Here is a 23888-nt window from a genome sequence, read left to right as displayed (position 1 = left end):
AAAAAAATAAAAGACGCCCGAGTTCCTTCTATATAAAGGAATCCGGGCGTCTTTGCTGCCTAACACTTATTATGCTTGATTGAGCTTAGAACAAAATGGGCTTGTTTTTAGATGAGGCCTCTGTGACCTTGCCAAGTATCTGTCTCAGTACTTTAGCATTTTCCCCAATAAAACCGGAATCAAGCAGCACATCATGCGTTCCGATGACTTCGTATTCTTTGTATTGACCAAGTGTCGCCTGTTGCCATAACAATTTATCTAATGATGTATCCGGACCAATACTATCATCCTCTGCAATTAGAGCATGGATATTCGCATGAACTTCACCTGAGTTAATAAGCTCATCGCGGTAGACGGAGTAAACCAACATTTTGTCCATGACTCGCTCCCTGTCCACTGGATCGGCGAGGAACGCTTTGTACTGGTCCCTAATGCTGTCCAGTACCATCTCGACAATCTCTTCAAGCTCCTCCGGTGTCGATTCATCCTTGGACATCTTTCTCATAGCATCTACCATAATAAGGTCGCTAACATGGTGACCTCGGCTTTCCATGGCTTTAGCTACCTCGAAGGCGAGATTTCCTCCAAGTGAGTATCCCAGGAATATATACGGACCCTCTGCTTGAATATCCACGATGGCATCGATGTATCGATCCAGCATATCTTGACCCTGGAAACGATCGCCGATAAATTCCATCCCGTACACCTCGCAAAGCCCTTCCAGCTCCTTGGCCATCTCATAGTACCCCAGAGAGTGGCCTACCCGTGGAGGGAAGCAAAACACTTTGAGCGTTCCTTTCCCTGGGAAGCGGATAATTTCCATTTCCTCTTCATTAGCAGCAGTTGTTGCCTGCAGCTTGGAAATTTCATGCGCCATTTCTTCCACAGTCGGCAGATTAAACACGACTTGGAGTGGGAGCTGGACGCCCATACCGGACGAGATCCTTTGGATCAAGCCCAATACTTTCAGGGAATGGCCCCCAAGTTCGAAGAAATGATCCCTGATCCCGATTTCCTGTACGCCGAGCACCTCGGACCAAATTTGAGCGAGCTCTACTTCTGTCTGCGTACGCGGCGCGATATACTCCGCTGTGCTCCGCAGAAGTGTTTCCGGTGCCGGTAGCGCTTTGCGATCCAATTTGCCATTCGGATTCAGCGGCATTTGTGCCAACTGTACGAAAGCAGTCGGAATCATGTAGCTTGGCAGCTCGCTGGCCAGTGCCTCGCGTAGTACGCCGGCTGCAAGCCCCTCTTCGGCCACAAAGTATGCACAAAGCTGAGTACTTCCAGTAGAATCAGCCAGTGCAAGAACAACCGCTTCCTGCACAGATGGCACTTTCAAAATTTGTGCTTCCACTTCTCCCAACTCAATGCGGTAACCCCGGATTTTTACCTGATGATCGATCCGTCCCAAATACTCAATATTCCCGTCTGGCAGCCATCGGGCCAAATCGCCCGTTCGGTAAATTCGCGCTCCCGGTTTGTACGGGTGAGGAATGAACTTCTCTGCCGTCAGGTCCGGCTGGTTGAAATACCCCCGCGCTACCCCTTCGCCTGCAATGCAGAGTTCTCCCGGTACCCCCACAGGTGATACCTGAGAAGCGCTGTCCATCATCCATACTTGGACGTTAGCGTACGGTTTGCCGATTGGCACATGCGTTAGGGCCGCAGTCTCAAGGTTCGTTGTATACCGAGTCGCATATACGGCTGCTTCCGTAGGACCGTAGATGTTTTCCAGTACTGCGTAAGGAGATACTTTATAATACTCTTCCACAAGTTTGGCAGGCAGCGTCTCGCCGCAGGCAAACAGATATTTCAGAGCAAGGAATCCTTGGGTGCCGCTTTCTTTCAAGTATTGAACGAGCACACTGAGCATCGACGGCACCAAATTGAGATGCGTGATACGGTTCGTATCCACGGCCTCTAGCAGTGCCATCGGGTCTTTGTCCACGCCTTGTGGCAGGATCACGAGAGTCCCTTGTCCAAAGAACCAGCAGAAAAGCTCCGGCACGGAGAAGTCAAAGGTGAATGTCGTTTTGAGCAGGAAACGGTCGCCTGCCAACATCGGATATTCAGCTTCCAACTGACTCAGCGTATGGACGGCAGAGCGATGTTCAATCATTACGCCCTTCGGCTTGCCGGTTGAACCTGACGTGTAAATGATATACGCCAGATGCTCCGGCCCCGCAATTGGCTCCAGATTCGAGCTATCCGCATGATACGCCTGCGGATCATCAAGTGCCAGGATCGTGCCAGTGAACGGAAAACGATCTTTGAGATGGTTCTTCGTCAGCAGAAGCTTCGCTCCCGAATCCTCCAGCATGTGGCGAATACGATCTTCTGGGAACTCCGGATCAATCGGTACATAGGCCCCGCCAGCTTTTAGAATGGCATGAATGCCAATGATCATCTCAAGCGAACGCTCGACCATGATGCCGACTGGTTGGTCCGGTCTGACCCCTTGGGCACGCAGCGTACGTGCAAGGCGGTTCGCCTGCTGATGAAGTTCTCCATAGGTAAGCTCCGTTTCACCGTAAATAAGTGCTGTACAATCCGGTGTGAGTGCTGCTTTTTCCTCAAATATACCGTGAAGGGTCTGCTCACGCGGATAAGGAGCTGCTGTATCGCCCCACACCTCTATAATCTGCGATTTCTCTTCTGGCGTGATCAGCTCCAGCTCATCAATACGGATAGCAGGTTGAACAGCAACGCTTGTCAGAATTCTCGTCAAGTGTCCTTGAATTCGTTCCACGCTCTCCCGATCATAGACGCGGGCATTGTAACGGTACAAGAACTCCAGATTACGACCCGGCAGCACAATGAGGTTAAAATCATAATTCGTCTGTTCAAACATCTGAACATCCGTAATTTTGTATTCAGCCTCTTCACTGGCAATTTTCTCTTCCAAATGCTCTTCTACTGGGTAATTTTCGAACACCATAATATGAGAAATCAAATCTTGCTTTTGTTCGCTCTGTGCTTGAATCTCATAGAGCGGATAGGAATCATAAGCATGTCCTGCCAAATATAATTCCTGCTGTCTTTTCATCACATGGGAGAACGAATCGCTTCCCTCGGCCTGTACCCGAACCGGAACTGTATTAATGAAGAGACCGATCATGCTTTCGATACCCGGAATCTCGGCAGGTCTTCCCGATACCACACTTCCGAAGACGATATCCTGGCTTCTATTGTAGCGCTGCAGCACGATTCCCCAGGCTGCTTGCATCAGCGTATTCATCGTCACCTGATGCTGTTTGGCCACCTGTTCCAGGCGATCGGTCAGTTCCGCATCCAACGTGAATACCAGCTTCTCCGACACGTAGGCTTCTGCTTTTGCCGATGGCTGTGTGATGGCTTGTGGCAGCTTCGTCTGCTGCTCGTAGCCTTCCAGGTACCCTCTCCAGTAAGAGGATGCCTCTTCCTCGCCTTGCTTCTCCAACCATTGAATATACTGGCTGTACGATACAGCTGCAGGAAGCTCAGGTTCCCTTTGCTCACGCAGAACCCCATACGTCTCAAACACTTCCTGGAGCACAAGCGGCATACACCAGCCATCCAAAATGATGTGATGAGAGCTCCACAGCAAATGGTAAGCCTCTTCTGCTGTACGTAGAATAGCAACACGCAGCAATGCTTCTTCAGCAAGATTAAAGCCTCTTGCTTTGTCCTGAGCAGTATAAGCTGCAAGACGCGCTTGAATTTCATCGGCTTCCAGCTCGTGCAGATCCTCGTATACGAAGTCACACGCTCTTTCTTTGAACACAATCTGAATAGGGAAATCGCCCCACCCGGCATGGAAATTGGTTCTCAATATGGCATGCCGTTTCATCAGATATTTTAAGCTGCGTTTGAAATCCTCAGGATAGAATGCTCCCTGAATTTCAAACTTGGCCTGCTCAAAGTAGACTTCCGAATGAGGCTCCAGCAAGCTGTGGAACAACATTCCTTTTTGCATCGGCGTCAGTTTATACATATTTTCAATACTGCCGATATGCCGTGTCTGCTCTTCTAACTCCTCGATTTTTTCCAAGCTGATATCTTTGAGGAGTACATCGCTTGGTGTAAGTTCTGTTCTTTCCTTACTTACGCAATGTCCAATGACTTCGCTGAGACGGTTCTTCAGAATGTCAACAAACTTAGCCACAGACTCCCCGTGGAACTGATGACGGTTATAGCTGACCGAAAGTTGAAGCTGTCCTTCGGCAATCAGTCCATTAATGTTCAATGTCTGATGCTGCACCATCTGCTCACTGACCTCAGGTCCTACTGAGTAAGGCGATACTTCCATCGTCCCTCCTGCAAGATCCTGGTCGAACTGTCCCAAGTAGTTGAAGGTAATCTCAGGTTCAGCCGAGAAGGAGGAGACACCCGAACCGCCGCTTAAATATTTCAAAATACCATATCCGACACCTTTGTTCGGGATACGACGCAAGCCTTCCTTAATGTGCTTGATTCTGGCGCCGATCTCCAATTCCCCTCCCATCTCAAGGGCGACAGGGTATTGACTTGTAAACCAGCCTATTGTTCGAGTAATATCCAGTTCCGGCACAATAGGCTCCCGCCCATGTCCCTCCAGAAGGATGCCTACACGTTCGATTCCCGTCCACTCGTGAACAGCCATACCCAGAGCCGTCAGGAGCAGATCGTTAACCTCCGTATTGTAAGTGCGGTTCGCTTCTTTCAGGAACTGCTCTGTCTCTTCTGGTGACCATCTCACCGTGACAGCCTCACTGTCTTTGATGAGAAGAGCGCCGTCTACCTTGTCTTTGGGAAGAGGGACAAAGCCATCTCCCTCTACCTCTGCCCAATAGCTGAGTTCTTGTTCAGCCGCCGGGCTGTTTGCAAATTGTGTGATTCCCTCAACCCATGCACGGTACGAATCCGTCTTCTGTGGAAGCTTGACCGCTTCTCCACGTACTGCCTGCTCGTAGCCTTCCTGCAGGTCCTCAAAGAGAATACGCCAGGATACGCCATCCACAGCCAGATGATGAATAACGATCAACAGATGTTCGCCTTCCACACAGCGGAACAGACCCAGTCTAAAGAGAGGTCCATCCTCCAGAGAGATGCTACGCTGAATGGCTTCCGCACCTGCTTCTATCGCTGAAGCGGGGTCTGTTTCATCCCGCAGGTCATGGATTTGGAGACTATAGAGTTCTCCCTCACCCACGCTCCGGTTCCAGGCCTCCAACCCCTGCTCTCCTTGGCGGAGCACCAGTCGTAAAGCATCATGATGCTCTGCAATTTTCCGAACAACCTCGGCGAGCGCATCGGTATTGAAGCCATCCCGTCGGTACAACATGACCGACTGATTAAAGTGATGCAGATCCATAGACTGTTCATGGAAGAATCTGTGCTGGGCAGGCCCCAGTCTTACCGCTCCGTGTACCTCGCTTTGATCCGCAATTCGGCTGACCACACTAACGCGCTGCGCCAACTCTGCAATTGTCGGATAACCGAACAAATCCTTCATTTCAAGCTTATAGCCTGCTTGGAGAAGCCTTGAGGATACTTGAATGGATTTGATCGAGTCACCTCCAAGCTCAAAGAAATTATCATGTATGCCGACAAGCGGCACGCCGAGTACACCTTGCCAGATTGAAGCCAAAATGTTCTCCACATCCGTCCGCGGAGCGGTAAAGTCTGCTCCCGCCTTTATACCCGAGTTCGGTTCAGGCAGTGCCTTGCGATCCAGCTTGCCATTCGGTGTCAGAGGCATCACGTCCAGTTGGACGAAGTAAGACGGAATCATATATGCAGGCAGTCCGGCAGACAGTTCGTCTCTCAGCTCGCTGACAGACATTTCGCGATCAGCTACGAAGTAAGCACACAGCGATTTCTGCCCATGAGCATCTGCCCACGCAACAACGAGAGCTTCCTCGACAAGTGGAATGTCCAGCAGCTTGGCCTCAATCTCACCAAGCTCAATACGATAGCCCCGTATTTTAACTTGATGGTCAATGCGTCCAATGTACTCAATGTCTCCATTAGGAAGGCGACGAGCCAAATCCCCAGTGCGATACATATTTCCTTCCGAAGCGAACGGATTTCTAATGAATTTATCTGCGGTAAGCTCAGGACGGTTCAGATATCCACGGGCTACCCCGTCCCCGGCGATGTACATTTCGCCCTCCACGCCTAACGGTACGAGACGAAGCTGATCATCCAGAATATGGATGAATATGTTGTCGGACGGCAACCCAATCGGTACGGATTCCCGTGTATCCTTCGCAGGATCGTACAGGTGAATCATGCAGCCGACGACGGTTTCGGTCGGACCGTATTCATTGTAGATTTTGATGTTGCCACCAAAGAGGTCGGTAATCGTTTTGGACAAATGTGTGGTCAGATTTTCTCCGCCCACAATGAGTTGCTGAATACGACTTTCCGCTGGAATGGTCATGTCTTTTATCAGACTGAGATGCGTTGGCGTCAGCTTGAGAATATCGACCGCATTTTCGCGCAAAATATGCTGAACAACCTCCGCTTTATCTATACCATCATAAATCCGCACTATTCCTCCGTTTATTAACGGAGTAAACATTGATGTCATCGTCAAGTCAAACGAAATGGATGAATACAACGGGAAATCCGTTGGTTTCCCAGCACAATAGACCTTATTGGCCCACCAGATGTAGTTCACGATCCCTTTGTGGTTAATCATGGTTCCCTTCGGATTTCCGGTTGTACCCGAGGTATAGATTAAGTACACCAGATCGTTTCCTCCAACAGGAATATTGGGATTATCCACCTCGGTTCCGTAGATGTGCGGGGAATCCAATTCCATAACCGTTCCCTCAAAAGAGGCCAACTTAGTCAGGTGGCTCTGTGTGAGCAGAATTTCAGCGCCAGAATCCTTCAGAATATACTGAATCCGCTCCTGCGGATATTCAGGATCAATAGGTACATAGGCTCCACCCGCTTTGAGTACACCCATGATGGCGACAAGCAGCTCTACAGACCGATCTGCCAACAGACCTACCACTTGTTCACTCCGTAGTCCTTGGTCTATCAAGGTGGAAGCTAGTCTGTTCGCCTGCTCGTTCAGCTCCCGATACGTGATCTGGATGTCGCCGTTTACTGCCGCAATCTTATCCGGCGTACGGACCACCTGTTCCTCAAACAAGGTGTGCAGCCCCTGATCACTTGGATAGGTATGGGCCTTGCCGCCCCAGTCAAGCAGGTTCATCCGTTCCTCAGATGTTACAATCTCCAGTTCCTGTATCGTCGCCTGCGGACGAGCAGCCACCTGGTCGAGCATCTGCAACAAGTGTCCTCCGATTCGTGCAATGCTTTCTTGCTCGTAAACCGAAGCATTATAGCGAATGCAGACCTTGATGTCTTCGCCTGGGATTACAACCAGGTTAAAGTCATAGTTGGTTTGTTCAAACATGGTGAAGTTGGCGACTTCGAGATTGTCCTCCGTTTGATTCCCCGATTGCTCCACCTGCTCGTCGAGCGGGTAATTTTCAAAGATCATAATATGAGAAATCAGGTCCTGCTTTTGGGTTGTTTTCCCCTGAATCTCATACAGTGGATAGGTGTCGTAGGCACGACCAGCCAATGACTGTGCCTGTGTACGTTTCATCACCTCGACAAAGGCTTCGTCTTTGGATGACTGTATACGGATAGGTACTGTATTAATGAACAGACCCACCATATTTTCGATCCCTGCAATCTCAGCAGGTCTACCCGACACAACGCCGCCGAAAACGACATCCGAGCTGGCATTATAACGTTGGAGAATCAGTCCCCAAGCTGTCTGCATGAGTGTGTTGACTGTCACGTGATTGCGCTTCGCAACAACATCCATTTTACCGGTCAAGGATGCACCCAGATGGAGAACATGCTCATTCAGAACATAGCCCGCCTCTTTGGCTTGAGATTTCGTTTTACCTTCCGGCAATACAGTATTCCCGTCATAATCTTCGAGATATTGGCTCCAATACGTTGAAGCTTCTTGATCATCCTGTGCATCAAGCCACTCGATATAACGACTATAGGGCTGAGCTGGCGGCAGGACAGGCTGTATTTGCTGTTTCTTGGCAGAATAATAATCGAACAGCTCCTGTGTAATGATCGGGATACACCAGCCATCCATGACAATATGGTGGAAGCTCCACAATACAAGACAGCTTTGATCCTTCTGCAAGACGGTCACTCGCATCAGCGGATCTTCTGACAAGCTGAACCCCTTAACCATATCTTCAGCAATATAAGCCTTGATTCGGGCTTCTTGTTCCTGCATAGATGCGTCGCGCAAATCTACGTAGTGCAGAGGGATTAACCGTTGCTTAAAGACAACTTGCAGCGGTACATCAGCAATGTTGTTGTAAAAGCCGGTACGTAGTATGGCATGTCGTTGCACCAAAGCCTGGAAGCTCTCGAAGAAGATATCTACATCGAAGCTACCACGCAGCTCAAACGTTGCCTGTTCAAAGTATGAAGAGGAGTCCGGCTCCAGCAGGCTGTGAAACAGCATTCCCTTCTGCATTGGCGTCAGCTTGTACACATCCTCAATCTCTCCGATATGAGCCGTCTGCGCCGTGAGTCGATCAAGCTGCTCCAATGTTAATCCTTGGAACAGAACATCACTTGGTGTAAGCTGTGTACGCTCCTGAGCTACACAATGACGGATGACCTCACTAAGGCTTGACTGTAATAATTCAGCAAAATGACTCACCGTCTCCTTACGATACTGCCTGCTGCTGTACGTAATCGTCAGTGATAGCTGGCCTTCGGCAATCATGCCATTCACATCCAGAGCATATTGCTGTGGTGTGAGATCGCTGAGCGCTTTACCAACTGAATGTGTGGATAGGCTAAGGGCATTACCCTCCAAATCCTGATCAAACTGCCCAAGATAATTGAAGGAAATTTCCGGCTCCACGCCGAATCCGACACTTTTCTCCGGTGCCATATACTTCAGAAGACCGTAGCCGATTCCTTTATGCGGAACCTCTCGCAAATTCTCCTTGATGCGCTTGATTCGCGCAGATACTTCCTGTCTGCCTTGCAGGTTCAGCAGAACTGGATACTGGGTTGTGAACCAACCCACGGTACGGGTAATATCCAGGTCTGGTACGATTATTTCCCGTCCATGTCCTTCAAGATTGACCAGAATCTGCTCCATGCCTGTCCAGCGCTGAATGGCTGCCCCCAGAGCAGTCAAGAGCAAGTCATTCGTCTCCGTATGATACGCCCGGTTCGCTTGTCGCAACAGCAGGTCAGTTTCCTGCGCAGACCACGTTACCGTAACCGATTCAGTATCCCGAATGGTGCCCGGCTTCTGATCCTCATCCTTCGGCAGTGGAGCCAAAATCGCCTCCTCGATCAGCTGCCAGTATGCACGCTCCTTGTCCAGAGCAGGCCCTGCTGCATACTTCGTCGCTTGCTCAGACCATACAAGATACGAATCGGTCTTTTGTGGAAGGACGATTGCTTGTCCATTCCATGCCTGCTCGTACCCCGCTGCAATGTCCTCAAACAGGATGCGCCAGGATACGCCGTCAACCAAGAGGTGATGAATGACAATCAACAAATGATCGCCATCGTCACAATGGAACAGGCCTAGCTTGAACAGTGGGCCACCTTCCAAGTCAAAGCTTGCCTGAATGGCATCGGCTTGGGCCTGAACCGCAGCTGTCTGGTCTTCCGCCTGCCGCATATCGGCAATGTCCAATGTGTAGAGCTCGCCTTCGTCCGTTCCCCGATTCCAAGCTGCGTATCCAGCTTCTGTAGGCCGGAAAACCATGCGCAGCGCGTCATGATGGATCGCAATTTGGTCCATTGTCAACCGGAGTGCAGCCTCATGAAAGCCGTCTTTCCGATAGAGCATGACGGCATGATTATAATGGTGCGGCTCCGCTGTATGGCGTTCAAAGAACCAACGCTGAATTGGCATTAACTCTGCTGCACCTTTAATTTCGCCCTGTTCCGCTATACGTCCAGCTGCCTGAAGATACGGGCTTAGCTCGGCAATTGTCGGATATTTGAAGAGATCCTTCATCTCTAATTTATATCCAGCTTGGAACAATCTCGAGGACACTTGAATCGCCTTGATGGAGTCACCACCCAGATCGAAGAAATGATCATGGATGCCGACCTGCTGCGCTCCCAGCACACCTTGCCATACGGAAGCCAAAGCTTCCTCAGCTGCGTTTCTCGGCGCTTCATAAACCGCCCCAGTCTGCACATTGGCCTCTGGAGCCGGAAGCGCTTTGCGATCCAGCTTGCCATTGGGTGTCAAAGGCATCTGTTCCAATTGCATAAAGTAAGATGGAATCATATAAGTCGGCAGTTCGGCAGCCAAGGCTTTTCTCAACTCGCCTACCGTCAGCATCTGATCGGCAGTGAAATAGCCGACAAGCACTTTTTGTCCACTTCCATCCTCCCGGGCGAGCACAACGGCCTCCCTTACAGACGGAGCATGGAGCAGCTTCGCTTCCACTTCGCCCAGCTCAATACGGTAACCACGGATTTTTACCTGATGGTCAATCCGTCCCAAATACTCCATGCTTCCATCCGGCAACCAGCGTGCCAAGTCACCCGAGCGGTACATGCGCTCGCCCGCTTCAAACGGATGAGCGACAAACTTCTCTTCCGTCAATTCCGGTCGGTTCAGATAGCCTCGCGCCAGACCTACGCCCGCCACATAAAGTTCACCTGGAATGCCAATCGGCTGTGGACGGCGTTGTTCATCCAAAATGTACGCCCGCAGTGTCGGAATCGTGGTGCCGATATTGCTGCGACCCTGTTCAATTTCCAACTCTGTAATTTCCTTGTAGGTTACATGCACGGTCGTTTCGGTAATGCCGTACATGTTAATGAGTTGTACTTGCGGATACTTCGTTCTCCATTCCTTGAGCAGGGCCGGGGCTAATGCCTCCCCACCGAAGATAATCATACGGAGGCTCAGTTCTGCCGCCTGATGACCAAGCTCTTCCTGTAGCAACTGATAGAAGTACGTCGGTGTCTGGTTCAAAACGGTGACCTTCTGATCCTTAAGCAATTGCAAGAAACGATCTGGACTCTTCGCGGTAAGCGATGGAACGATGACCAACCGTCCTCCGTTCAGCAATGCTCCGTACATTTCCCATACAGAGAAGTCAAAACAGAATGAATGGAACAGTGTCCACGTATCCTGAGGACCAAAATCAAACATATTTTTATCATTAAAGAGCAAGCGAACTACATTTTTATGCTCGATCAGCGTTCCCTTTGGCTTGCCTGTCGTGCCCGATGTGTAGATGACGTAGGCAAGATGCTCCGGTCCGGCTGCAGGCTGCAGGTTTGAGACATCTTCCTTATAGGAAGCCGTTTTATCCAGACTTACGATGTCCCCAGCGAAGGAGACACGTTGCTCCAGATGCGCTTGTGTCAGCAGTAGCTTGGCTCCCGAATCCTCAAGCATAAAGCGAATGCGGTCCTCTGGATATTCAGGGTCTACAGGGACATAGGCTCCGCCTGCCTTCAAGATGGCTAAAATCCCGACCACCATTTCAAGGGAACGATCCGCCATAATTCCAGCCAAACCGTCTGGTTGCAAACCACGTTCCCTTAGCATTCTGGCAAGTCCATTGGCCCGCTCGTTCAGCTCGCTGTAGGACAGGGCTGCATTTTCACATACGACTGCCACCGCATTCGGAGTACGTGCAGCCTGTTCCTCGAACAGCGCATGGATCGTCTTGTCGCGAGGATAATCTGCCTTGGCTTCGTCCGGCGCTTTCATCAGCCTTGATTTTTCCTGAGGTGTCACGATATCAAGGGATGACAACGGCATTCCCGGATTGGAGACGGCTTCCCGAATAAGCTGTACAAAGTGGCCTGCCATCCGCTGGGCAGTCTCTTGTTTGTAGATCGCAGTCGCGTACTCAAGCGTGCAGTTCAATACCCCGTCTGCTTCACTCACGGTCAGCGTGAGATCGAACTTGGCAGCCGGATGTACATTATCGTAAGGAGTGAAGCGCAATCCTTCTATTTCTTGTTCTCCCTGCTCGATATTTTGCAGGACAAACATGGTATCAAATAGCGGGTTACGGCTCAAATCACGCTGAAGCTCCAGCTTTTCTACCAGCTCCTCGAACGGGTAATCCTGGTTTTCATAGGCCCGCAGCGCTGTTTCCTTCACTTCCTGCAGATAAGCCTCGAAAGGCTTCTCTCCTTCTGGATAAGTACGAAGTGCCACTGTGCCGACGAACATACCGATGAGGCCTTCGAGTGTCGCATGGGATCTTCCTGCCACAGGTGAACCGACAATGACATCTTCCTGACCTGTGTACTTGTGCAAGAGCGCTGTATAGGCTGCCAACAGTACCATGAACAGAGTGGAACCCGTTCGGGTAGCCAGCTCCTGAAGTGAAGCACTCAGAGAAGAATCAATTTGGAAGTCGATTCGATCGCCCGCAAAGCTTCGCACCGCAGGACGAACTTCATCCCCTGGCAAATCCAGCACTGGCAAGCTTCCGCGGAAAGCATCCAGCCAGTAAGCTTCCTGGGCCTTAAGACGCTCGCTTCCGAGCTGCTCTTGCTGCCATACAGCATAGTCTGTGTACTGGATCTGTAGTTCAGGGAATACGTCCTCCTCTTGGTAGAAGCGGAGAAACTCTTCTATGAGAATATTCATAGAAACCCCATCTGAGACAATATGATGCATGTCAAACAATAGTAAATGGCGCTCATGTGCAATTCGAATAAGGCCGACCCGCAGCAATGGAGCTACACCTAAATCAAAAGGACGGACAAACTGCTGAAGGGTAGCTCCTGCCTCTTCCTCGCTCAACTCCGCATATTCCACAGTAAACGGAACATCCGTCAGGAGCTGCTGTACAGGTTCACCGTTCACGGTCACAAAACGAGTACGCAGCGAACCATGACGATGAATTAGACGACGGAATGCCTGCTCTAGCCGTTCCCGATCCAAAGCTCCCTCAACGGTAAGGATACCCGGCATATTGTAGCTCAGCTCTCCACCTTCCAGCTGACTTAGAATAAACAGTCGTTTTTGGGCCGAGGACAATGGATAATGCTCTCTCGCTCCCGCTGTAGGAATTTCTTCGAAATTCAGCGGTGTATAGCCCTCAATGGCACGAGCCAATCCTTCAATAGTAGGAGACTCGAACACTGCTCTCAGACTAATCTCGCGATTCATTTCCTTGCGAATTCGTGAGACTAGCAGGGCTGCACGCAGTGAATGACCTCCAAAATGGAAGAAATTATCCTTCACTCCCGCGCTCTCTACACCCAGCACCTCTTGCCAGATTTCGGCTAATTGAATTTCCACAGGTGTCCTTGGAGCCTCAGATGAAGCCGCTGCCCATCCACGCTCGCCCTGCAGCGCTTTTCGATCGATTTTTCCGTTCGACGTCAGAGGCATATCCTCCAGTTGTATGAAGCGGGAAGGGATCATATATCCAGGTAATATCTCCGACAGGACGGCCCGAAGCTCGGATACCTCAAGTTTCTGAGCAGCTACGAAATAAGCAACTAGATCTTTGTAGCCGTCTTCGCCCTCTACAGCCAAGGCTACGACTTCCTGAACGGACGGCACTCTGAGCATTTGTGCTTCTACCTCGCCTAGCTCGATACGGTAGCCGCGGATTTTGACTTGGTGATCTATTCGGCCTAAGTACTCGATGGTTCCATTCGGTAACCAGCGAACCAGATCACCCGTCCGATACATACGCTCTCCTGGAGCAAACGGATTGTCCACGAACTTCTCATCCATTAACTCAGGCCGATTATGATACCCCCGTGCTAATCCGATACTCGAAATGCATAGCTCTCCAGCTACACCGACAGGTTGCAATCTAAAATGGTCATCCAAGATGTACACACTATGGTTAGCAATAGGTCGTCCAATAGATACAATATCCGTTGCTTCCTCACTGTCCGGGACAGACCAGATTGTGGTGCATACGGAGTCCTCCGTTGGGCCATAGCCATTAGAGTAACGTACATGCTTCCTCCACTCTTCGATCAACTCGACCGATGCGGCCGATCCAGCGGTTAGCAGGCACCGCAGTGTTGGCAAACGCTCTGGATCAAGGTGGATAGCGTAAGCGGGTGGCAAAGTCGCTACCGTAATCCCCTTATCGTTCATGAACTGCTCGAACAGGGCATGATCTAAAATATCTTCTGTAGAAGGGATGCACAGAACACCCCCATGGCTCAGCGCCGTTAAAATTTCCGAAACCGATGCATCAAACGACAGGCTTGCAAACTGAACGATCCGATCCTGCGGTGTAACTTCGAAGTGTGCCCCATATACGTCTGAAAGATTTGGTAGTCCCCGATGCTCGACTAATACGCCCTTAGGCTGACCGGTCGTACCTGAAGTATAGATCACGTAAGCCAGATCATCCGGGCCAGCAGTATCCTCCAAATTCGAGGTGTCGGCATCATAGGTCGATGATTCATCCAGCAGCAAAACATTTTCCGTCCATCCGAGATGCTCCAAGAAATGGGCCTGTGTAAGGATTAGCTTCGCCCCGGAATCTTCAAGCATGTAACTGATTCGTTCTTTCGGATACTCTGGATCGATTGGAACATAGGCACCCCCGGCTTTCATAATGCCGTAGATCCCAACGATCATTTCGAGCGACCGTTCAGCAATCAGTCCCACCAGATCTCCCGTCTTGATTCCCTGAGTACGGAGCCTTCTGGCCAGTCCATTGGCTTTTGCATTGAGCTCGGCATAGGTCAGACTCTCGTCCTCGAACCAAATGGCAGTCGCATCCGGCGTTCGTCCCGCCTGTTCCTCCAACAGCCCGTGGAACGTGTTACAGTGCTCGTAAATGCCTTTTGTATTTCCCCATACGTTCAGAATCTGTTCTCTCTCCTGCGGCGTGACTAATTCTAGTGCATCCACGGAAATAGCAGGGTTCTCTACAATTTGTTCCATAAGGTGAACCAGATGGCCCTTGATTTGCCCAATTGTCACTTGGTCATAAACAAGTGCATTGTACTGGAACAGCAATCTCATCTCTTCGCCAGGGAGGACAATTAAATTAAAATCATAATTCGTTTGCTCAAGAAGCTCCGCTTCCTCAATCTCAAAGGCAGCCTCGCCACCACCCAGACGCTCTACCTCCTCCTCCACAGGATAGTTCTCAAACACCATAATATGGGAGATTAGATCCTGCTTCTGATCCGTCTGAGCCTGAATCTCAAACAACGGGTAGGTGTCATACATATGAGAAGCCATATATTGTTCCTGCTGCTGCTTCATCAGAACGGTGAAGGGGAGATTCTCCTCTGTCTTCACACGAACGGGAATCGTATTGATGAACAAACCGATCATCCGGTCAATGCCCGGAATTTCTGCTGGTCGGCCTGATACTACACTTCCGTACACGACATCCCGGCTACCGTTGTAGCGTTGAAGCGCAATGCCCCAGAGGGACTGCAGCAATATATTCATCGTGACATGAGCATCCCTGGCCACCTTTTCAAGGCGCTCAGTCAATTCCCTGCTGAGAGGATAATTCAGCTTTTCTGCTACATAGCCTTCTCCCTTACTTGCTCCACCGACTTGAGGTAAAAGCGTCTGCTGCTCGTAACCGGCCAGATATCGGCTCCAATAGTTGGACGCAACTGCTTCATCCTGCTGTTCCAGCCATTCGATATATCGACTGTACGGATGGACCTCTGCCAGCTGCGGCTCTCTTCCTTCCAGGAGGGCAAAATAGTGTTCAAATACCTCCTGCGTAATTAACGGAACACACCAGCCATCCATGACGATGTGGTGAAAGCTCCATAAGAGGCGGAAGCTCTCTTCATCTGTTTGTAAAATTGATACACGGAGAAGCTCGTCTTCAGCTAGGTTGAAGCCCTGTGCTTTGTCCTTAGCACCAAATGTCTTCAGGTAAGCTTCGCGCTGCGATGCATTCATCTCACGCAGGTCTTCGTACACCAATTTAGCGCCTCTGTGTCGAAATACAACCTGCAAAGGCTCGCTGCCCCATCCGCTGTAAAAGTTCGTGCGCAGGATGGCATGACGCTCCACCACGGCATCCAGACTGTGTCCGAATGCAGTCGGATCAAAGCTACCCTTAAAGTCAAAGGCAGCCTGCTCAAAATAAGCACCTGTATGCGGCTCAAACATATCATGGAACAGCATGCCCTTCTGCATCGGCGTCAGACTATATACATTCTCAATATCGCCTATGTGGCTGGTCTGCTTAGAAAGCTCCTCCAGATCGGCAATGCTTAGACCCTTCGCAAGCACGTCGCTTGGTGTCAATACGGTTTTTTCTTGGGTTACGCAATGCTGGAGAAGCTCTCGCAGGCTTTCTTCAATATATCCAGCGAGCTGTTCCATCGTAGATAACTTATACTGTTTTCCGTTATAAGTAATCGTCAGAGTCAGGGCTCCGTCCGTCACCATGCCATTGATATCTAGCGTATAGGCTGGTTCCTCCAACAAGCTTTGGGCGCTTCCGGTCGGATAAGGAGAAATCTGCAACGAGCTGCCTTGCAAATCCTGATCAAATTGCCCCAAATAGTTAAAAGAAATCTCAGGCTGCAAGCTGAAGCTGTCTTCATCCAACTGACTTGCCATCGTTTTAAGCAACCCGTAGCCAATACCTTTGTTCGGAATTCGGCGCAGCCCTTCTTTCACAGACTTGATCAAGGAGGCCACTTCCGGGTTATCCCCCAAGTCTAAAATCACCGGATATTGACTTGTAAACCAGCCGACGGTACGGGTGATGTCGATATTCGGTATAATCGGCTCACGACCGTGTCCTTCCAGATTCACAGCAACCTTTCCGATGCCAGACCATTTGGATACCGCCATGCCCAGAGCAGTCAATAGCAGATCATTCGTCTCTGTTTGATAAGCACGATGGGCTTTTCTCAACAATTGGTCGGTTTCTTCTATAGTCCATTGTGCTGTTATTACTTTGCTATCCTGTAAAAGAAGGCTTTCCACAGCCTCATCCTTCGGCAACTGTTCGAGTGGCTGATTCTCCAGCTCCCTCCAATACTCCCGATGAGTCTCCATTTCAGGACCTTCCGAATAACGAGCAAGGGCGTCTCCCCAGTCACGGAAGGAATCCGTCTTCTGCGGGAATGTCAGCGCTTGTCCTTGAATCACCTGCTCATAGCCTGCTGCAATATCCTCGAACAAAATCCGCCAGGATACTCCGTCCACCACCAAATGGTGGATCACGATCAGAAGATGGTCTCCATCCTGACAATGGAAAAGTCCTAACTTCAGCAGCGGACCTTCTGCCAGATTGATACTGCGCTGAATGTCATCCGACAGCGATGTAATGGCTGCAGCCGGATCGGATTCATTCCGTAAATCAGCGGTGAACAGGCTATAAAGCTCTCCTTCTTCAAGATCACGATTCCAAGCTTCGTAGCCATGCTCTGTCTGACGGAAAACCATGCGAAGGGCGTCATGATGCTCAGCGAGTTTTCTTAGCACCTGATGCAAGGCCTTTTCCTCAAATCCCTGTTCACGATACAGCATAACCGCTTGATTGAAGTGATGAGGCTCTGCCTGCTTCCGTCCAAAGAACCACTGTTGGACTGGAGTCAAGCGAGTCGTTCCACGCACAACTCCCTGTTCAGCCATATGCACAGCCGTTTGTATTTCAGCGCCTAGCTCGGCAATGGTTGGCGATTTGAACAGCTGCTTCATCTCTAACCGATAGCCGGCCTGCAGTAACCGTGACGACACCTGAATAGCTTTTATGGAGTCTCCACCCAATTCAAAGAAATTATCATGGATACCCACCTGTTCGGCACCCAGCACCCCTTGCCAGACAGATGCCAAAGCTTCCTCAGCCGGTGTACGAGGAGCTGTATACTTCCGTCCTGTATGCGCGCCTACTTGAGGAGCCGGCAGAGACCTGCGGTCCACCTTTCCGTTTGATGTTAATGGCATACGATCCATCTGGATAAAGTAGGATGGAATCATATAGCCTGGAAGTACCTGCGATAGGGAAAGACGTACTTCGCCTGCCGTGAGCGTACGATCCGCCACATAATAAGCGCAAAGCTGCTTCTCGCCAAGCTCGTCCGCGCGAACGACCACTACGGCGTCGATTACCGACTCCACCTTGGCCAGTTGGGCCTCGATTTCAGGGAGTTCGATGCGGTAACCACGTATTTTGACCTGCTCATCAATTCTTCCTTTAAACTCCAAATTACCATCTGGAAGCCAGCGTACTAAATCCCCAGTTCGGTAGCAGGGTTCTCCGTCCTTCACAGGACTAGGAACAAATTTCTCTGCTGTGAGATCAGGACGATTGAGATATCCGCGCGCTACACCTTCACCGCCGACAATGAGTTCACCCCAAGCACCAATAGGCTGTAATTGCAGGGATCCATTGACCACATAAACGGTCGAATTACTAATTGGGCGACCAATCGGCACACCCCCTTCGGCACGATCTGGAATCTTGTAGGTGGTGGAGAAGGTCGTATTCTCTGTCGGACCATAGCAATTGATAGGGACAAGATCAGGATTAGCCTCGATTACACGATTCATATGAGATAGAGACAGTACGTCACCGCCGACTAACAATGCTTTTAGCCCTCTGAACAGGTACTCATCCTGCAGGGAAAGCTGATTGAAAAGGGGTGACGTAAGCCACAATGTTGTAATCCCGTACTTGGCAATAGCCGCTTTGAGCCTATCAGCAATCAGAATGTCGTCATTCTCTACAAAATAGAGCTGCCCACCGTTAAGCAACGCTCCCCATATCTCAAATGTAGAAGCATCAAAGGCTACGGCTCCTGTTTGCAAAATTCGTGTGGATTCATTCAGCTCCACATAATTGGTCTCTTTGACCAGACGGACCACGTTCCGGTGTTCAACCATAACGCCCTTCGGTCTCCCCGTCGTACCCGATGTATAGATGACATAAGCAAGCCCCTGCGATCCCTGAGCCGTCTCCGGCTGGGCAGGCTCAGCAGCATAAGCCTCTTCACTGCTAAGATCGACAATCGGTATACCGTAGTCTACACTTATAAGCTCGCCCTTTTGCACCAATAATAGCTTGGCGTCGGAATCATCAAGCATATAACGAACCCGATCTTCCGGGTAATCAGGATCAATCGGCACATAGGCTCCACCTGCCTGAAGCACCGCGAGCATACCAATGACCATCTCGATGCTTCGTCCCCCCATCACGGCCACAGGCTGCTCCCTCAACGTTCCCAAACGACGCAGTGTTTGGGCCAGTCGGCTCGCCTTGTCTTGCAATTCAAGGTACGTTAGCTGGACATCGCCGAATACAAGCGCCGTCTGCTCTGGTGTACGCTTGACTTGTTCTGCGAACAGCTCATGAATGGTCTTGTCCCTTGGATAAGGAGCCGATGTCGCGTTAAATACTTCAACGATTTGTACTTTCTCCTCCGGTGTGATCATTTCAATCTCGGCCAGTTGCAACTGAGGATTGGCCGAGACTGCATGCAGAACCCGGAGCAAGTGCGTTGCAAGTCGCTCTACACTTTCACGCCGATATAAAGCCGTACTATACTCGAGGCCAAAGGCTAATTTTGATCCCTTCTCCTCTACATTGAGGGACAGGTCAAACTTGGCTGTGACGGTGTCCATCAAGTAAGGAGTAAAGTGCACTCCGTCCATATCCTGCTCTTCCTGCTCGGTATTTTGTAATACCAATAAGGTGTCAAAGAGCGGATTGCGGCTGACATCACGTCCTACGCCCAGCTTTTCGACCAATTTTTCAAAAGGGTAATCCTGATGCTCAAACGCCTTGAGCGCCGTTTCCTTGATTTCCAGAAGATAATCCTGAAAGGTTTTATCTCCTGCCGGGTAGCTGCGCAAGGCCAGTGTGTTGACAAACATTCCGATGATGCCCTCAAGCTCAGCCTGCGGTCTTCCGGCTACTGGAGAACCTACGACGATGTCCTCTTGTCCTGTATATTTGTGCAGTAGTACCGAATAAGCGGCCAGCAATACCATATACAGTGTAGTACCTGTACGGGATGCAAGCTCTTGTATCGCCTTATTTCCAGACTCATCCAATGTAAAATCAATTCGGCTACCCTCGAAGCTCCGAACCGAAGGTCGTTGGAAGTCTGTAGGCAAATCCAATACCGGCAACTCTCCTTCAAAGGATTGCAGCCAATATTTCTCAAGATCTTGCCATTGATTCTCTGACTGTTCCCGTTGCCATACGGCATAATCCTTGTATTGGATGTGCAGCTCTGGTAGCTGTTCTCCTTGATACAAATGAGTAAGTTCCTGTATCAATATTTGAATAGAAACCCCATCTGAAATGATGTGATGCATATCAAACAGCAACAGATGACGCTCCTCCTGGAGCTTCACCAAGCTAACACGCAGTAATGGAGCCTGGCTCAGATCAAAGGCACGAATAAAGCTGTGAATGAGCGTATCCGTCTCCTCCACCGAAGCCTCTGTGTAGTTCAACGCGAACGGCACATTCCTATGCACACGCTGAACAAGCTCTCCATCCTGCATATAAAAGCCGGTTCTCAGGGATTCATGACGCTGGATCAGTGCCTGGAACGCGGACTCCAGCCGCGTGCGATCCAATGGTCCATCCACTGTGAAGACCCCTGGCATATTGTAGCTAAGCTCTCCCCCGTCCATCTGTCTCAGCACGTATAACCGCTTTTGCGCTGAGGACACTGGGTAAGCTTCGCTTTCCGCTGCCCGCGGGATGGATTCGTACAGGGTCGGAATGTGTTTTTTCACAAGTTGCGCCAAGGATTCGACCGTAGGTGACTGAAACACCTCACGCAGCGAAATGCTACATCCCAATTCTTTGTGAATCCGTGAAACGAGCACTGTTGCCCGCAAAGAGTGACCACCAATTTCAAAGAAATTATCTCTGACACCGACGCGGGCAACTCCCAAGATATCTTGCCAGATGAGTACCATCTGAGCTTCCACAGCAGTTCTCGGAGCCAAATAAGCCTCGCCGGATTGTACGCTGCTTTCAGGAGCCGGCAACGCACGGCGATCCAGTTTGCCATTTGGCGTAAGCGGCATTTGCTCCAGCCGGACAAAATAAGAAGGAATCATGTAAGCGGGGAGTTCCGCTGCCAGCTGAGACCGCAATTCCCCCGGCGAAAGATCACTGGAGGCTACATAGTAGGCGCACAGCAATTTTTGGCCCTGTTCGTCATCCCGTGCGAGGACAATCGTTTCTCGTACGTTCGGAGCCTTGAGAATTTGGGCTTCTACCTCGCCAAGCTCAATTCGGTAGCCGCGAATTTTGACCTGATGGTCGATCCGTCCCAAATATTCAATATTGCCATCAGGCAACCAACGAGCAAGATCCCCAGTTCGGTACAGCCGCTCTCCCGCCCGATACGGATGCTCAACGAATTTCTCAGACGTCAAATCCGGCCGATTCAAATACCCACGGGCAAGACCGTCCCCTGCAATGTATAGCTCTCCCGGAACCCCAACAGGCTGCAGCCGTCTTTGCTCATCGAGAATATAAGCGCTAAGTGTGGGGATCGTTCTGCCAATATTGCTTTTCCCCGCTTCAATCTCATGTTCCGTGATTTCCTTGTAGGTGACATGGACTGTTGTTTCCGTAATTCCGTACATATTAATCAGCTGCACATCAGGATACTTGACCCGCCAGTTTCTCAGAAGAGATGGACTTAAGGCCTCTCCACCAAAAATGATTTTTCTAAGGCCAAGCTCTGTCGAAGAGTGCGTTAACTCTTCCTGTAGCACCTGATAAAAATACGTTGGCGTCTGATTTAAAATGGTGACTTGGTTGTCTTTCAACAACTCCAGGAAAGCTGCTGGGCTCTTGGCTGTGAGAGATGGAACAATCACCAATTTCCCTCCGTAAAGAAGCGCTCCGTACATCTCCCAAACGGAGAAATCGAAACAGAACGAATGGAATAGCGTCCACGTATCCTGAGAGCTGAAATCAAATAGATTTTTATCGTTAAAGAGCAGTCGAACTACATTTTTGTGTTCAATCAGCGTGCCCTTTGGCTTGCCGGTCGTACCCGACGTGTAGATAACATAGGCCAGATGGCTTGGTCCCGAAATACTCTCCAGATTGGAAGCATCTCCTGTATACGTTGTAGCTTCGTCCAAACTCACAAGCTTTCCGTCAAAAGTGGTGCTCTCCCATAGATGACTTTGGGTGAGCAACAGACGGACCCCTGAATCCTCCAGCATATAATGAATACGTTCCTCGGGATAATCAGGGTCAATCGGTACATAGGCACCACCTGCTTTCAAAATGGCCAACATCCCAATGACCATCTCCAAGGAACGGTCAGCCATAATCCCTACGAGCGTATCTGCAACTACTCCCTCGGAGCGCAAATATCTCGCAAGCTGGTTAGCCTGCTCGTTTAGAGCTAGGTATGTAATGCTCTGCTCGTCCATCTGAACGGCTACGTGATCTGGCGTGCGCTCGGCTTGTTCCTCGAATAAGCCATGGATGGTCTTCTCACGTGGATAATCGACTGCAGCGCCTTCCGAAAGAGCCAAAATGGATTGCTCTTCTGGTTCACCCAATAAGTTTACCTCTGCGATAGAAAGCTGAGGTGAATGAATGATCTGCTCGGCGATCGTAAGCAACTGGGAAACCATGTCCTTAACTTCACTGCGTTCAAACAGCTCCGTCCGATAATCGACATCCAGTACCAGTTCGCCTTCATCCAGGATCTCCACGATATGAAGCACGAAATCGTTCACTTCGTCCCCGCAGAAATCATAATCCGTCAAAATGCGCACATCATCCAAATCAACCCAATTGATAAGACGATATTCCATTGAAACGCCAAAAAGCCGCTGAATATCCTTGTTACCATGCATTTCTCTAAGATCCTGAATTAACTGATTGTACGGATACTTCTGATGCCGCAGGACTGACATCTGATCTCTGGCTACATCCTGCAGGAAGCTCAACACATCCATATCCTTTTTGACGTATGTTCTGGCAGCAGCGGTGCTGACAAACATACCTATCTTTTGCTTCTCTTTTTTGTTCCCCCGGTTAGCGAACGAAGTGCCAATCACCACATCCGGCTGATTCGTCATTTTGTGTATGTAGATATACATCGCACCCATGAAGAACTGGAACAAAGAAATCCTGTTCTGTTGGCAAAATGCTTGCAGCTCGTGATATAGCACTTCTGGTACGGTAAAATGCTCCCGAACGGCGTGGGTGCTTAAAGATAACGGATTATATGACTTCCAACCCGTAAGCTCAGGCAAATCAGAAAATTTATCCAGCCAGTAAGCCTTATCCTTTTGGTATCTGTCAGAAAGTTCGTATGCATTCTCATCAGCAATATATTGAATATACGAGCAATCGTCGCCCAGCTTCGGTTCATTTCCTTGAATTAACTCCATGTAAAATGCTGTCAGCTGATTGCCATAGACCACCATTGATATTCCGTCAGAAATAATATGGTGCATCTTGATATTAATCCAATACTCTTCCTCGCTAATCTTCACAATTAAAAACTGGAAGAGCTCAGAATCCAACAGGGGCAGGGGCTTGCTTTTGTGTTGCTCAAGTAAGGCTTCCACCTCAGATACACTTTCATAGTGGCTAAGATCCAGGCACTCCAGCTGTCTCTCTTCATAAGGAACGACGTACTGCTGAGGCACTCCATCCACTGAGGTAATACGGATGCGGAACGCATCATACTGTTTGATAATCAAATTAATGGACTGCATAAAGGCAGCAATATTGATGTGCCCCTTCATCTTAGCTGTACCGGAAAGCTGTGACACTGACGTATCTGGGTAGAGTAATTCGGTATACCATATACGCTTCTGCGCATTTGTTAAATCATATAACTGCATGTCATTCATCTCATTCACTCCTATTCCATGATGTGAATATCCTCCCGCTGCACCTGGCAGTCAGGAGGACAAAAGGACAGTTTAA

At 49.8% G+C, this 23888-nt stretch carries 1 protein-coding gene; it reads right to left on the bottom strand.

The window, feature by feature from the left end; translation table 11 throughout:
- Positions 1 to 85: 85 nt before the first annotated feature.
- Positions 86 to 23812: a non-ribosomal peptide synthase/polyketide synthase gene (locus ACUUJN_RS00420; protein WP_484669141.1), complete on the bottom strand. Its 23727-nt coding sequence runs from the start codon at positions 23810 to 23812 to the stop codon at positions 86 to 88.
- Positions 23813 to 23888 lie beyond the last annotated feature (76 nt).

This window comes from Paenibacillus sp. LRG-1 (assembly GCF_057220305.1).
Note: the sequence above shows the minus strand (reverse complement) of the source record. Positions and strands in the feature narration are given on the sequence as shown.

Bases quoted from the DNA above. Each gene is read 5' to 3' on its own strand.
- ACUUJN_RS00420 (WP_484669141.1), bottom strand. From the start codon at position 23,812: ATGAATGACATGCAGTTATATGATTTAACAAATGCGCAGAAGCGTATA.